A 13,383-nucleotide genomic window follows, 5' to 3' on the forward strand; every position below is an offset into this window, starting at 1 on the left:
GAAGTGGGTGATTAGCTCAGCTGGGAGAGCACCTCCCTTACAAGGAGGGGGTCGGCGGTTCGATCCCGTCATCACCCACCACTTCGGGTCGTTAGCTCAGTTGGTAGAGCAGTTGACTTTTAATCAATTGGTCGCAGGTTCGAATCCTGCACGACCCACCAATGTAAAAAAGCGCCCTAAAGGTGCTTTTTTGCTATCTGCAATATACAAGATTCGACAAAATTGTCGGGAACAATTTTGAACAACGCACCAGCGTTGGCCCGAAGGGCGAGTCTCAGGATGAGACGAGTAGCACAGTGAGACAACGGAGCCGTTTGTGGCGACGACCCGAAGGGCGAGCGAAGCGAGTCATCCTGCACGACCCACCAATGTAAAAATGGCGCTGGCGGCGCTTTTTTGCTATCTGCAATATACAAGATTCGACAAAATTGTCGGGAACAATTTTGAACAACGCACCAGCGTTGGCCCGAAGGGCGAGTCTCAGGATGAGACGAGTAGCACAGTGAGACAACGGAGCCGTTTGTGGCGACGGCCCGAAGGGCGAGCGAAGCGAGTCATCCTGCACGACCCACCAATACGGCAATCCCGAAGATTTCCTTTAAAGCAGCATTAAAAATTCACCCGGCAGCAATCAAAAACATCAAAACTGTTTTCTTTTCAAGAAGTAAAGCTGATAGCTTTTATTCATAATTTATCCTTAATGCCCGGATATGATGCTCACTTTACGAACAACAGTGAATGCAGTTCAAGTCTTCGCTGACTACGCCGATAACACTCTTTTAAGGCGAAAAGGAGATCTCAATGACCACCATAGCAACATCAACTCCATCAATACAAAGCAGTAGCACAAGCAGTTCCAGTTCCTCGTCCGGTAATGATGTATCAGCGCAAATCAGCCGCATTAGTCAGCAGATCACTAAGCTAACGCAGCAGTTGAAAGAAGTCGCTAACGGCAGCGGTACGGCTGAAAACAAAAAGAAACAGCAGGAGGCGATCCAGGCTCAAATCGAGCAACTGCAAGCGCAACTGGCACAACTGCAGCGCAAACAAGCGCAGGAATCTGAACACAAGCAGGCTCAGCAACAAGGCAAAGTGGAAGGTGTGAATTCCCCTTCTGACGAGCATTCGATTGATATTTACGTCTGAGTAAATAGTGGATCGTCTTCGCGGGCCCGGTTTAAACACCAGGCCTGTTCTTTTACCACTTCCCACAGCGCCTGCGCTGCCCCAGATAACGAACGGTTCTTCCGTCGTACCAGCATAATTTTTCGTTGCATCTCCGGCACCAGTCGTTTCACCGCAAGCTGGCTTCCCTGCGGCAATGGCAATGCCAGCGCAGGTAAAATGCTGATACCAATCCCCGCTTCCACCATCGGAAACAGCGTCGCCGGATGGCCAATCTCCTGAACAATCGCGGTTTGCAGGGAAAAATGCTGTAATGCCGCATCAATTAACGGCCGACTACCTGAAGCATAATCCTGTACCACCAGACGTGCGCCATCAAGCGCGGACCAGGGAACAGCCGTAAGCTGCGCCCACGGATGATCGTTGCGGCAAAGCAGGAAAAAGGGTTCTTCCAGGATCGCTTCACTCTGAAGATCGCTCGCCGGACCGGGATCGATCACAATGCCAAAATCCACTTCCCCCTGCCGAATGCTCTCCAGCACCCATTGCTGCGGCCTGTCATGCAGCACAAAATCGATCTCCGGGTAGCGCTGATTACTGCTGGCGATGCACTGTGGGATCAGGTGCGCGGAAATGGTCTGGCTGGCGGCCACACGTACGGTACCGGTTAATTGCTGACCGACGCGCCCGGCTTCGCGCAGCGTGCTGCTAAGCTCTTCTAATAAGCGCTCCAGCCGCAAAGCCAGTTGCTGGCCCGCTTCGGTCAGCACCACTTCACGGGTGGTGCGATCGAGAAGACGCACACCGGTTTGCAACTCCAGCTCTTTCACACTGTGGCTGACGGCAGACTGACTCAAGCCAATGATGTCTCCTGCCCGGCTAAAACTTTTGGCCTGCGCGACGGTGACAAAGACGCGTAACTGACGTAACGAGTAATTCATCTGATTAATTCATGAATGGATGCAATAAATCAATTTTATTTCTCAAAGAAGAAAAAGCACAATAGCGACATCGACTTTCAGGAGTGCACATGAAACTTTTTCGAATCCTTGACCCTTTTACTCTCACTCTGGTGTGTACCGTTCTACTGGCCTCTTTCTTTCCCGCACGCGGCAGTTTTGTCCCTTTCTTTGAAGGGTTAACCACCGCCGCCATTGCGCTGCTGTTTTTTATGCATGGCGCGAAACTCTCACGCGAAGCGATCATTGCGGGCGGTAGTCACTGGCGTTTGCATCTGTGGGTGATGTGCAGCACCTTTGTGCTTTTCCCGGTGCTTGGCGTGCTGTTTGTCTGGTGGTCGCCGGTGAATGTCAGCCAGGAGTTGTATACCGGTTTCCTCTACCTGTGCATTCTGCCCGCCACAGTTCAGTCAGCGATTGCCTTTACCTCACTGGCGGGCGGTAACGTTGCTGCTGCCGTGTGTTCTGCATCGGCCTCCAGCCTGCTGGGGATCTTCCTCTCGCCGTTGCTGGTCGGCTTGCTGATGAATCTGCACGGCGCTGGCGGCAGTCTCGAACAAGTGGGCAAGATCATGCTGCAATTGCTGCTGCCGTTTGTGCTTGGTCACCTGTCACGCCCGTGGACCGGCGCGTTTGTAGCGAAACATAAAAAATGGATTTCAAAAACCGACCAGACCTCGATTCTGCTGGTGGTTTACTCCGCGTTCAGTGAAGCAGTGGTGAACGGTATCTGGCATAAAGTGGGCGCCGGTTCACTGCTGTTTATCGTGGCTGCAAGCCTTGTACTGCTGGCGATTGTTATCATGGTGAACATTGTGGTGGCGCGGAAGTGCGGCTTTAACAAAGCGGATGAAATTACCATTGTGTTCTGCGGTTCGAAGAAAAGTCTCGCCAACGGTATCCCGATGGCGAACATTCTCTTTCCGACTTCAGTGATTGGCATGATGGTGCTGCCGCTGATGATCTTCCACCAGATCCAACTGATGGTTTGCGCCATGCTGGCCCGCCGCTACAAACGTCAGGCGGAGCAGCAGCAGGCGCAGGAAGCAGCAAAAGCCTAGCCGCGCTTCAGGGGTTGCACCAGATGGCTCAACCCCTCGGTTTTGATAAGCAGGGTAATCTGCATCAACTCCCCCAGTCGCCCGGCAGGAAACTCATCTTTCCGGGCAAACCACAACAAATACTCTTCCGGCAAATCGATCAGCCGTCGCCCCTGGTATTTACCAAAGGGCATCACGGTGTTGGCAATGTCGACGAGCTGTTCTTTTTCCATTTATTCCCCCAGCAGCCGGATCATCTCCGCTTCATCAATCACAGCGATCCCCAGTTCCTGCGCTTTTGCCAGTTTTGAACCTGCCGCTTCCCCGGCGATCACCAGATCGGTTTTTTTCGACACGCTACCGGCGACTTTGGCCCCTAGCGCCATCAGACGTGCTTTAGCTTCATCACGTGAGAGTTGGCTAAGGCTACCAGTCAGCACCACCGTTTTACCCGCAAACGCGCTGTCGATCTCTTCGGCATTGACCACCAACGGCGCAGGCCAGTGAATACCCACTTCACCCACCAATTGTGCGATCACCTCACGATTACTCTCTTCATTGAAGAAGTTGTCCACATGTTTCGCGACCACAACCCCCACATCCGGTACTTTTTGTAACTCATCCACCGATGCCGCCATCAGCGCCTCCAGCGTACCAAAATACGCGGCCAGCCCTGCCGCTGTGGCCTCACCCACTTCGCGGATCCCCAGCGCATAAAGGAACCGGGCAAACGTCGTCTCTTTAGCGTTTTCCAGCGCCGTAATAATGTTTTGCGCCGATTTAGGCCCCATGCGATCAAGGCCGGTCAGCTTGCCCGCCGTCAAACGGAACAGATCCGCAGGCGTCTGGACATACTCTTTCTCTACCAGTTGGTCGATGATTTTATCGCCCATGCCGTCTACATCCATCGCGCGGCGGGAAACAAAATGTTTAAGTGATTCTTTGCGCTGCGCGCCGCAAATTAAGCCACCAGTACAGCGAGCGACAGCCTCGCCTTCAACACGCTCCACATCGGAGCCACATACCGGGCAATGTTGCGGGAAAATCACTTCGCGCGTCTCTTCGGGGCGCTCGGCGAGCACCACGCTGACCACCTGCGGGATCACATCTCCGGCGCGGCGAATCACCACTTTATCGCCAATACGCAACCCAAGCCGATCGATTTCATCAGCATTGTGCAGCGTGGCGTTACTCACCAACACACCAGCAACGTGTACCGGCTCCAGCCGGGCAACCGGTGTGATAGCCCCGGTGCGGCCAACCTGAAATTCGACATCACGAACGAAGGTCATCTGCTCCTGCGCCGGGAATTTGAACGCCACCGCCCAGCGCGGTGCGCGCGCGACAAAACCCAGTTGCTCCTGCAACTCCAGCGAATCAACCTTTATCACCACACCGTCAATGTCGAAGCCCAGCGTCGGACGATCGTTTTCCACCTGATGGTAGAACGCCAGTACCGCTTCCGGCGAATCACAAAGACGTATGCGCTCACTCACCGGCAAACCCCAGGCCTTGAACTGTTGCAAACGCCCCATATGGCTGCGCGGTAGCTCGCCGCCTTCAAGGATGCCGACACCATAACAGAAGAAAGTAAGCGGACGTTTCGCCGTAATACGCGGGTCAAGCTGGCGTAATGATCCCGCCGCCGCATTGCGTGGATTGGCGAACACTTTCGCGCCAGTGCGACGCGCTTCTTCGTTGATCTTTTCAAAACCCGACTGCGGTAAAAAGACTTCGCCGCGCACTTCAAGGCGGGCGGGAATATTGTCACCGTGCAGCTTGAGTGGGATAGCGCGGATAGTGCGCACGTTGCTGGTAATGTCTTCGCCAGTTGTCCCGTCACCACGCGTTGCCGCGCGGATCAGCACGCCATTCTCATAGAGAATACTCACCGCCAGACCATCAAGCTTTAACTCGCAGCAGTAGATCAGCGCATCGGTGCTTTTCAGCCGATCCTGTACGCGCTTGTTAAAAGCGAGGAAGCTCTCCTCGTCGAACACGTTATCCAGTGACAGCATAGGTACTTCGTGGCGCACCTGGCTGAAGGCGGTCAGCGGCGCCGCGCCTACGCGCTGAGTGGGCGAATCGGGCGTAATCAGCTCCGGATGTTGCGCTTCAAGCTCGCGCAGTTCACGCAACAGGCGATCATACTCGGCGTCCGGAACTTCCGGCGCGTCCATAACGTGGTACAGATATTCATGATGGCGAAGCGTCGTTCGCAGCTCTGTTAGTTGTTGTTCAATCGATTCCATGTCGCACCATCAATGATAAAAAACCCCCGACAGGCGGGGGTTCTGGAGTGGAATATTCGTGGTCAATCCATTACACGTTGGCGTCTTTAACCTCGCGAATACGATCCTGGTATTCACGCAATTTCTGCGGTGTCATCATCCGGCGCTGATCGTCAAGCACCACACCGCCCACTTCGTCGGCGATATGTTGCGCGGATTGTAACATCAGTTTGAAGTTTTGCAGTTCGTCACCGTAGGATGGCACCTGCATAAAGATAGTGACACCAGGCGTGGCCAGCTCGCCCATCGTTTCAACATCAAACGTTCCCGGGTTAACCATATTGGCCAGGCTGAAGAGCGTCGGGCCGCTGCCGTCCGGACTGAGATGACGATGGAAAATACTCATATCGCCAAATTTAAACCCGGCCTGCAAAATACTGTTCAGCAGCACATCGCCGTTAAGCATACTGCCATGATGTGCAGCGACGTTCATGATAATGACAGTTTCTTTGCGTTGCGGTTTTTCCGGCGGCGTTTCGATAACCGGCTCCGGCTGTGGCGCAGGTTCATGAACCTGTGGTTGATAAGGAGGTTGCTGCGGCGTCTGATACTGCGGTGCGTGTTGCTGCGGTGTTACTGGCTGCGCAGTTAGGCGAACAGGCTGTTGCTCAAACGACGGTGCCTGCACTTGCGGACGCTCTGGCTGGTGCTGCTGCGGCTGATTTCTGGATTGCGACACATGATGCGGTGGCTCTTCGGGTTGAACCGGTGCCGACGGACGCGGTTGCGCCGACGCGTAAGGCGGCTGATATTGATGTTGGGGAGACTGACGCGACGCATCTTGCTCACTACCCGATCTCGGCGCGTGATTCACTTTGTGAACACGAACTTCACCTACGCCTTCGTCGTCATCGACATCCTCGTCATCCAACTCGTCGTCGTCACGTCGCGACTTCATGCGTTTTAATGGGCGATCGCGGAACATTGAGGAACGTTCTTTACGGCTGGTCCAAAAACCGTGAACCAGTAAAGCGATTATGGCGATCGCGCCAACAATGATTAATATCAGACGCAAATCCTGCATCATTATATTCTCTGTTGTTCTAACACCTTGCCACCACGGCAAACATTTACTCACTAAGAGTATTTGCCGATTACGTCAAGTGCAAGTGTGCTCGTGGGTTTCACCGCATAAAGATGAACTAAATTGTGTTTTTTGCTGTTTTTTCGAACATTTCTGAATAGGTTTCGCCGCCTGGATGAATATTATAAGCTGCCGTTCGAGGATCATCACTAAAGGAGTATAGCCAGATTATGGTTTCATCGTCCCGGGACACTGCACACAGCGGCCTCTTTTATTTTACCCAAGGCTGGAAACTGGTCACGCTGCCAGGCGTTCGTCGCTTTGTCATTCTGCCATTGCTGGTCAATATTGTGTTGATGGGCGGCGCTTTCTGGTGGCTGTTTTCCCGTCTTGACACCTGGATCCCTTCATTAATGAGTCACGTGCCCGACTGGCTACAGTGGTTAAGCTATCTGTTATGGCCGATCGTGGTGATCTCCATTTTATTGGTGTTTGGTTACTTTTTCTCTACGCTGGCCAACTGGATTGCGGCGCCGTTTAACGGCCTGCTCGCCGAACAACTGGAAGCGCGTTTAACGGGCGCGACGCCGCCGGATACCGGCGTTTTAGGTGTACTGAAAGATGTACCACGGATTATGAAGCGCGAATGGCAAAAGCTGGCCTGGTATCTGCCGCGCGCGCTTCTCTTGCTGATCCTCTACTTTATCCCCGGCATCGGGCAAACCGTTGCGCCGGTATTGTGGTTCCTGTTCAGCGCGTGGATGCTGTCAATACAGTATTGCGATTACCCGTTCGATAACCATAAAGTCCCGTTCAAGGCGATGCGCGTTGCCCTGCGTGAACGCAAAATCATCAATATGCAATTTGGCGCATTGACCAGCTTATTCACGATGATCCCCGTACTTAACCTGGTGGTAATGCCCGTAGCAGTGTGTGGCGCGACAGCGATGTGGGTCGATTGCTATCGCGAAAAACATGCTGCCTGGCACTGAGGAATTATTCCGTTTCTTATTCCATACTGGTAACCATTATTTCACCGCAGCATATAGATATGCGATTTCTTTACTTCCCCATCACGGGTAAGTGCGTATGCTGATGTGGTTCCCAAATTTCATACAGTTAAGGACAGGACAGGCTATGAGTAAGATTTTTGAAGACAACTCGTTGACGATTGGTCATACGCCGCTGGTTCGACTGAACCGCATCGGTAACGGACGTATCCTGGCGAAGGTCGAATCCCGCAACCCGAGCTTTAGCGTAAAATGCCGTATCGGTGCCAATATGATTTGGGATGCCGAAAAACGCGGCGTACTGAAACCGGGCGTCGAGCTGGTTGAACCAACCAGCGGTAACACGGGTATCGCGCTGGCGTACGTTGCCGCCGCTCGCGGCTACAAACTGACGCTGACCATGCCAGAAACCATGAGTATCGAACGCCGTAAGCTGCTGAAAGCGCTGGGCGCGAACCTGGTTCTGACTGAAGGCGCAAAAGGCATGAAAGGCGCGATTCAGAAAGCAGAAGAAATTGTCGCCAGCGATCCAGCGAAATATCTGCTGCTTCAGCAGTTCAGCAACCCGGCAAACCCGGAAATTCACGAAAAAACCACCGGCCCGGAAATCTGGGAAGATACCGATGGTCAGGTGGATGTTTTCATCTCCGGCGTGGGTACCGGCGGTACGCTGACAGGCGTGACTCGCTTTATTAAAAATACCAAAGGGAAAACCGATCTGATTGCGGTTGCGGTTGAACCAACCGACTCTCCGGTTATCTCTCAGGCGCTGTCAGGCGAAGAGCTGAAGCCGGGCCCACATAAGATTCAGGGTATCGGTGCCGGTTTTATCCCTGGCAACCTCGATCTGAAACTGATCGATAAAGTGGTTAAAATCACCAACGAAGAGGCGATCAGCACTGCGCGTCGTCTGATGGAAGAAGAAGGTATTCTGGCAGGCATCTCTTCCGGCGCAGCTGTTGCCGCAGCGCTGAAGTTGCAAGAAGATGAATCCTTTACCAATAAAAATATTGTGGTTATCCTTCCGTCTTCAGGTGAGCGTTATTTGAGTACGGCTTTGTTTGCTGATCTTTTCACTGAAAAAGAACTGCAACAGTGATGCCAGTTTGTAAATAAAGCGCAAAAAAGCACCTCTCGAGGTGCTTTTTTGTGGCACATATCAAATTTTCATCCCTCCTGGCATTGCTTGAAAACGCCTGTTCTGGTATTTAACCAGCACATTTATTTTGAAGCGCGAAATTAATCGAAGTGAGATTTCAGCTGGCTGAATCGATTTTATGATTTGGTTCAATTCTGGCTTTCGCGGCATAATGTTTAATGACGAGCGAAACGTTAACGGCCAGAAGCGCCCACGCCGGATAGCACAGGTGAACTTCTGCACCTTTTTCCCGTTGCGTCGGCGCTAACAATACAGGCTAAAGTCAAGCCTCCAGGCTAGACTTTAGTTCCACAACACTAAACCTATAAGTTGGGGAAATACAATGTTCCAGCAAGAAGTAACTATTACCGCTCCGAACGGTCTGCATACCCGCCCTGCTGCTCAGTTTGTTAAAGAAGCGAAAGGCTTCTCTTCTGAAATCACTGTGACTTCCAACGGCAAAAGCGCCAGCGCGAAAAGCCTGTTCAAACTGCAAACTCTGGGCCTGACTCAAGGTACTGTTGTGACGTTGACCGCTGAAGGCGAAGACGAGCAAAAAGCAGTAGAACATCTGGTTAAGCTGATGGCAGAACTCGAGTAAGTTTTACTTACCAGTTCTTTTCAAGATCAGTCACAAGTAAAGGTAGGGTTATGATTTCAGGCATTTTAGCATCCCCGGGTATCGCTTTCGGTAAAGCACTGCTGCTGAAAGAAGATGAAATAGTCATCGACCGGAAGAAAGTTTCTGCCGACAAGGTTGACCAGGAAATTGAGCGTTTTCTGAGCGGCCGTGCCAAGGCATCGGCGCAGCTTGAAGCGATCAAAACGAAAGCGGGTGAAACTTTCGGTGAAGAAAAAGAAGCCATCTTCGAAGGGCACATCATGCTGCTGGAAGATGAGGAGCTGGAGCAGGAAATCATAGCCCTGATTAAAGATAAGAGCATGACTGCCGATGCTGCGGCGCATGAAGTTATCGAAGGTCAGGCTACCGCCCTGGAAGAGCTGGATGACGAATACCTGAAAGAGCGCGCGGCTGATGTGCGCGATATCGGTAAGCGTCTGCTGCGTAACATTCTGGGCATGCCGATCATTGACCTGAGCGCGATTCAGGAAGAAGTTATTTTGGTTGCTGCGGATCTGACCCCGTCAGAAACGGCCCAGTTGAATCTGAAAAAAGTGCTCGGTTTTATCACCGATATCGGTGGTCGCACCTCTCACACCTCTATCATGGCGCGCTCTCTTGAGCTGCCTGCAATTGTGGGCACCGGTAGCGTCACCACTCAGGTGAAAAATGGCGACTATCTGATCCTCGATGCGGTTAACAACAAAGTATACGTTAACCCGAGCGACGAAGAGATCGAAACCCTGCGTGCTGCGCAAGCTCAGGTTGCTGCAGAAAAAGCCGAACTGGCGAAACTGAAAGACCTGCCGGCAATCACCCTTGATGGCCATCAGGTCGAAGTCTGTGCCAACATCGGTACTGTTCGCGATGTCGCGGGCGCAGAGCGCAATGGCGCTGAAGGTGTTGGTCTGTACCGTACCGAGTTCCTGTTCATGGACCGCGACGCGCTGCCAACTGAAGAAGAGCAGTTCGAAGCCTACAAAGCAGTAGCTGAAGCCTGTGGCTCTCAGGCCGTGATTGTACGTACCATGGACATTGGTGGCGATAAAGAGCTGCCGTACATGAATTTCCCGAAAGAAGAGAACCCGTTCCTCGGCTGGCGCGCCGTGCGTATCGCAATGGATCGCAAAGAGATCCTGCGCGATCAGGTTCGCGCTATTCTGCGTGCTTCTGCTTTCGGCAAACTGCGCATTATGTTCCCGATGATCATCTCTGTTGAAGAAGTGCGCGCACTGAAAAAAGAGATTGAAATCTACAAACAGGAACTCCGTCAGGAAGGCAAAGCATTTGACGAAAGCATTGAGGTTGGCGTGATGGTGGAAACGCCAGCCGCGGCAACTATTGCTCGTCATCTGGCCAAAGAAGTTGATTTCTTTAGTATCGGTACCAATGATTTAACGCAGTACACCCTGGCAGTTGACCGTGGTAATGATATGATCTCGCATCTTTACCAGCCGATGTCACCGTCAGTACTCACCCTGATCAAGCAAGTTATTGATGCTTCTCATGCAGAAGGCAAATGGACTGGCATGTGCGGTGAGCTTGCTGGCGATGAACGTGCTACACTTCTGTTGCTGGGGATGGGTCTGGATGAATTCAGTATGAGTGCCATTTCTATCCCGCGCATTAAGAAGATTATCCGTAACACAAACTTCGAAGATGCGAAGGTGTTAGCAGAGCAGGCTCTTGCTCAACCGACAACGGACGAGTTAATGATGCTGGTTAACAAGTTCATTGAAGAAAAAACAATCTGCTAATCCACGAGATGCGGCCCAAATTACTGCTTAGGAGAAGATCATGGGTTTGTTCGATAAACTGAAATCTCTGGTTTCTGATGATAAAAAAGACACCGGAACCATTGAGATTGTTGCCCCGCTTTCTGGCGAAATCGTCAATATTGAAGATGTGCCGGATGTGGTGTTCGCTGAAAAAATCGTTGGTGATGGCATCGCCATCAAACCGACCGGCAATAAAATGGTTGCTCCGGTTGATGGTACTATCGGCAAAATCTTTGAAACCAACCATGCCTTCTCTATCGAATCCGATAGCGGCATCGAACTGTTTGTTCACTTCGGTATCGACACCGTTGAACTGAAAGGCGAAGGCTTCAAACGCATTGCGGAAGAAGGCCAACGCGTGAAAGTTGGTGACCCGGTAATCGAATTTGATCTGCCGCTACTGGAAGAGAAAGCCAAGTCTACTTTGACTCCGGTTGTTATCTCCAACATGGACGAAATCAAAGAGCTGATTAAACTTTCTGGTAGCGTCACCGTGGGCGAGACCCCGGTTATCCGCATCAAAAAATAAGCTCAATGCATAAAAGAATGGCGCCTGCGGGCGCCATTCTTATTTTGGTCAGCACGGCGGTAAAATAAGCTCGTCGTAACCTTTCTCCAACGTATAGCCCATTACCTGCACCACTCTGTTCCCTGCTGCGCGAACGGCCACTTCCAGTTTATTTCCCTGAATAACGCTGCTGACCAACTCGGAGCAAAACAGATCGCCGGTGCCTTTCAAATCCGTTTCGACACGCGGATAACCACTGACGGTAACCCCATCCGCTGTCACCAGCACCACATGTATCTGACCGTCATCCTCATCGACCGGCGCGCTGGTGATCGCCACCCAGAGCAGAGTAGAAGACAACAGCCCTTTTGCTGCGGCGATAGCGCTTTGCAGATCCCGGCACGGTTTGCCGCTGAGAATTTCCAGTTCAAACACGTTCGGCGTGATCCCCTGCGCCAGCGGCAGCAAATGTTCACGGTAGGCCTGAGGTATTTCCGCTTTTACATAGATACCGCTGTCAGTATCGCCAATAACCGGATCGACCAGAATCACTAGCAGCGGGTGTTTCTCCCGTAGTGCTTTAAGCCACGTTGCCAGCAGCACAATCTGGCTGGCACTTCCCATGTAGCCGGTGGTTACCGCTTTCAGCGTACGCAAAACATCGCGCTCTTCCAGCGCTTGCAGGTAACCGCTAAACCACTCATCCGGGATCACGCCGCCATAAAAGGTATCGTAATGTGGCGTATTGCTGAACAGCACGGTCGGCACGGCCAGTACATTGAGATTGTGCTGACGAATATTTGGCACCGCAATGCTGTTGCCGACGCTACCGTATACAACCTGAGACTGCACCGCAACAATATCAGCCTGCTGCGCCCGGGTTTTATCCCGAAACAGGATCATCTCCATCGACTCTTCCTTAACGGGTTAAATTCCCGCGCCCTGCGAATAACTCTCTTCACCAAACACACCAGTGGAGAGGTAACGATCGCCGCGATCGCAGATGATAGCGACGATCACTGCACCTGGCGTACTTTTCGCCACGCGCAGCGCCCCCGCTACCGCACCGCCAGAACTGACGCCGCAGAAAATCCCCTCCTGAACCGCCAGCGCGCGCATGGTATTTTCTGCCTCACGTTGATGGATATCCAGAACCTCATCCACCAGCGCGGCGTTAAAAATGCCCGGCATATATTCGGCAGGCCAGCGGCGAATACCAGGAATGCTGCTCCCCTCTTCCGGTTGCAGCCCGACAATAGTGATGGTTTTATCCTGTTCACGCAGAAAACGCGACACGCCGGTAATGGTCCCGGTTGTGCCCATGCTGGAGACAAAATGGGTGATCCGCCCGGCGGTCTGCTGCCAGATTTCCGGGCCGGTGGTAGTGTAGTGGGCGTAGGGATTATCCGGGTTGTTGAATTGATCGAGCAGTCTGCCCTCGCCGTTTGCGGCCATTTCCAGCGCCAGATCGCGCGCGCCTTCCATTCCCTGCTCTTTGGTAACCAGAATCAGCTCCGCGCCATAGGCGCGCATCGCTGCACGACGTTCCTGGCTCATGTTGTCCGGCATCAGCAATTTCATGCGATAGCCTTTCAGCGCCGCTATCATCGCCAGCGCGATCCCGGTATTGCCGCTGGTGGCTTCAATCAGCACATCCCCGGGCTTAATCTCTCCGCGCTTTTCCGCCTGCACAATCATCGACAGTGCGGCGCGATCTTTGACCGATCCAGCGGGGTTGTTACCTTCCAGTTTGACCCAAATTTCGCTGCCGTTATCCGGCGTGAGGCGTTGCAATTTAACCAGCGGCGTATTGCCGATGGTATCTTCTAATGTTTTCACGGTTCCTGCTCAATAAAAAAGCCGGGTCGCGCTACATTTACCCGGCCTA

14 protein-coding genes and 2 tRNA genes are annotated in these 13,383 nt (G+C 52.5%); 10 read left to right on the forward strand and 6 right to left on the reverse strand.

Annotated features, from left to right (window positions below):
• Window positions 1-5 precede the first annotated feature (5 nt).
• From GA0061070_RS11325 to GA0061070_RS11335, 4 genes are all read left to right on the forward strand, one after another.
• Window positions 6-81 (forward strand) — tRNA-Val (locus tag GA0061070_RS11325).
• Between the two features lie 4 nt (window positions 82-85).
• A tRNA-Lys gene (locus tag GA0061070_RS11330) sits at window positions 86-161 on the forward strand.
• A 361-nt stretch (window positions 162-522) separates the two neighbouring features.
• A complete protein-coding gene (locus GA0061070_RS25160) occupies window positions 523-690 on the forward strand; it encodes a hypothetical protein (RefSeq protein WP_167353568.1) in 168 nt (55 codons plus the stop codon).
• A 111-nt stretch (window positions 691-801) separates the two neighbouring features.
• Window positions 802-1,146 (forward strand): FlxA-like family protein, encoded by a 345-nt coding sequence (locus GA0061070_RS11335; RefSeq protein ID WP_090136204.1) that lies wholly within the window; start codon window positions 802-804, stop codon window positions 1,144-1,146.
• Here the strand turns inward: GA0061070_RS11335 and GA0061070_RS11340 are convergent.
• On the reverse strand, window positions 1,137-2,066 hold the full coding sequence (locus tag GA0061070_RS11340; RefSeq protein WP_090136205.1) for a LysR family transcriptional regulator: 930 nt from the start codon (window positions 2,064-2,066) through the stop codon (window positions 1,137-1,139). The two genes, GA0061070_RS11335 and GA0061070_RS11340, sit on opposite strands and share 10 nt — an antisense overlap.
• Before the next feature lie 89 nt (window positions 2,067-2,155).
• Here GA0061070_RS11340 and GA0061070_RS11345 point away from each other — a divergent pair, with 89 nt between their 5' ends.
• Window positions 2,156-3,145, forward strand: coding sequence for a bile acid:sodium symporter family protein (locus tag GA0061070_RS11345; RefSeq protein WP_090136208.1), 990 nt, complete (start codon window positions 2,156-2,158; stop codon window positions 3,143-3,145).
• Here GA0061070_RS11345 and GA0061070_RS11350 read toward each other — a convergent pair.
• The 3 genes from GA0061070_RS11350 to zipA form a co-directional block, all read right to left on the reverse strand.
• Window positions 3,142-3,357: a DUF3820 family protein gene (locus GA0061070_RS11350; RefSeq protein ID WP_007370913.1), complete on the reverse strand. Its 216-nt coding sequence runs from the start codon at window positions 3,355-3,357 to the stop codon at window positions 3,142-3,144. The genes GA0061070_RS11345 and GA0061070_RS11350 overlap by 4 nt on opposite strands.
• Complete coding sequence (gene ligA, locus GA0061070_RS11355; protein ID WP_090136210.1) at window positions 3,358-5,376, reverse strand: NAD-dependent DNA ligase LigA; 2,019 nt, start codon at window positions 5,374-5,376, stop codon at window positions 3,358-3,360.
• Window positions 5,377-5,446: 70 nt separating this feature from the next.
• Window positions 5,447-6,442: a cell division protein ZipA gene (gene zipA, locus GA0061070_RS11360; protein WP_090136212.1), complete on the reverse strand. Its 996-nt coding sequence runs from the start codon at window positions 6,440-6,442 to the stop codon at window positions 5,447-5,449.
• A 227-nt stretch (window positions 6,443-6,669) separates the two neighbouring features.
• Here zipA and cysZ point away from each other — a divergent pair, with 227 nt between their 5' ends.
• From cysZ to crr, 5 genes are all read left to right on the forward strand, one after another.
• On the forward strand, window positions 6,670-7,431 hold the full coding sequence (gene cysZ / locus GA0061070_RS11365) for a sulfate transporter CysZ (RefSeq protein ID WP_090136214.1): 762 nt from the start codon (window positions 6,670-6,672) through the stop codon (window positions 7,429-7,431).
• Window positions 7,432-7,576: 145 nt separating this feature from the next.
• A complete protein-coding gene (gene cysK / locus GA0061070_RS11370) occupies window positions 7,577-8,548 on the forward strand; it encodes a cysteine synthase A (RefSeq protein ID WP_090136216.1) in 972 nt (323 codons plus the stop codon).
• 382 nt (window positions 8,549-8,930) lie between these two features.
• On the forward strand, window positions 8,931-9,188 hold the full coding sequence (ptsH, locus tag GA0061070_RS11375; RefSeq protein WP_007370907.1) for a phosphocarrier protein Hpr: 258 nt from the start codon (window positions 8,931-8,933) through the stop codon (window positions 9,186-9,188).
• Window positions 9,189-9,238: 50 nt separating this feature from the next.
• Window positions 9,239-10,966 carry a phosphoenolpyruvate-protein phosphotransferase PtsI gene (gene ptsI, locus GA0061070_RS11380; RefSeq protein WP_090136219.1) on the forward strand — a complete coding sequence of 576 codons (1,728 nt, stop codon included), beginning with the start codon at window positions 9,239-9,241 and terminating at the stop codon, window positions 10,964-10,966.
• Window positions 10,967-11,006: 40 nt separating this feature from the next.
• On the forward strand, window positions 11,007-11,516 hold the full coding sequence (crr, locus tag GA0061070_RS11385; protein ID WP_000522253.1) for a PTS glucose transporter subunit IIA: 510 nt from the start codon (window positions 11,007-11,009) through the stop codon (window positions 11,514-11,516).
• A 48-nt stretch (window positions 11,517-11,564) separates the two neighbouring features.
• On the opposite strand, the gene pdxK is transcribed toward crr, so the two are convergent.
• Together pdxK and cysM are read right to left on the reverse strand one after the other, a co-directional pair.
• Window positions 11,565-12,404 carry a pyridoxine/pyridoxal/pyridoxamine kinase gene (pdxK, locus tag GA0061070_RS11390; RefSeq protein WP_090136222.1) on the reverse strand — a complete coding sequence of 280 codons (840 nt, stop codon included), beginning with the start codon at window positions 12,402-12,404 and terminating at the stop codon, window positions 11,565-11,567.
• 18 nt (window positions 12,405-12,422) lie between these two features.
• On the reverse strand, window positions 12,423-13,334 hold the full coding sequence (gene cysM, locus GA0061070_RS11395; protein WP_090136224.1) for a cysteine synthase CysM: 912 nt from the start codon (window positions 13,332-13,334) through the stop codon (window positions 12,423-12,425).
• Between the last annotated feature and the right edge of the window lie 49 nt (window positions 13,335-13,383).

The organism is Kosakonia oryziphila (assembly GCF_900094795.1).
GTDB lineage: Bacteria > Pseudomonadota > Gammaproteobacteria > Enterobacterales > Enterobacteriaceae > Kosakonia > Kosakonia oryziphila.

What these genes read in the sequence shown, in the direction of transcription:
- GA0061070_RS11335 (WP_090136204.1), top strand. Translation starts at nt 802, where the DNA reads ATGACCACCATAGCAACATCAACTCCATCAATACAAAGCAGTAGCACA.
- GA0061070_RS11340 (WP_090136205.1), bottom strand. Translation starts at nt 2,066, where the DNA reads ATGAATTACTCGTTACGTCAGTTACGCGTCTTTGTCACCGTCGCGCAG.
- GA0061070_RS11345 (WP_090136208.1), top strand. Translation starts at nt 2,156, where the DNA reads ATGAAACTTTTTCGAATCCTTGACCCTTTTACTCTCACTCTGGTGTGT.
- GA0061070_RS11350 (WP_007370913.1), bottom strand. Translation starts at nt 3,357, where the DNA reads ATGGAAAAAGAACAGCTCGTCGACATTGCCAACACCGTGATGCCCTTT.
- ligA (WP_090136210.1), bottom strand. Translation starts at nt 5,376, where the DNA reads ATGGAATCGATTGAACAACAACTAACAGAGCTGCGAACGACGCTTCGC.
- zipA (WP_090136212.1), bottom strand. Translation starts at nt 6,442, where the DNA reads ATGATGCAGGATTTGCGTCTGATATTAATCATTGTTGGCGCGATCGCC.
- cysZ (WP_090136214.1), top strand. Translation starts at nt 6,670, where the DNA reads ATGGTTTCATCGTCCCGGGACACTGCACACAGCGGCCTCTTTTATTTT.
- cysK (WP_090136216.1), top strand. Translation starts at nt 7,577, where the DNA reads ATGAGTAAGATTTTTGAAGACAACTCGTTGACGATTGGTCATACGCCG.
- ptsH (WP_007370907.1), top strand. Translation starts at nt 8,931, where the DNA reads ATGTTCCAGCAAGAAGTAACTATTACCGCTCCGAACGGTCTGCATACC.
- ptsI (WP_090136219.1), top strand. Translation starts at nt 9,239, where the DNA reads ATGATTTCAGGCATTTTAGCATCCCCGGGTATCGCTTTCGGTAAAGCA.
- crr (WP_000522253.1), top strand. Translation starts at nt 11,007, where the DNA reads ATGGGTTTGTTCGATAAACTGAAATCTCTGGTTTCTGATGATAAAAAA.
- pdxK (WP_090136222.1), bottom strand. Translation starts at nt 12,404, where the DNA reads ATGGAGATGATCCTGTTTCGGGATAAAACCCGGGCGCAGCAGGCTGAT.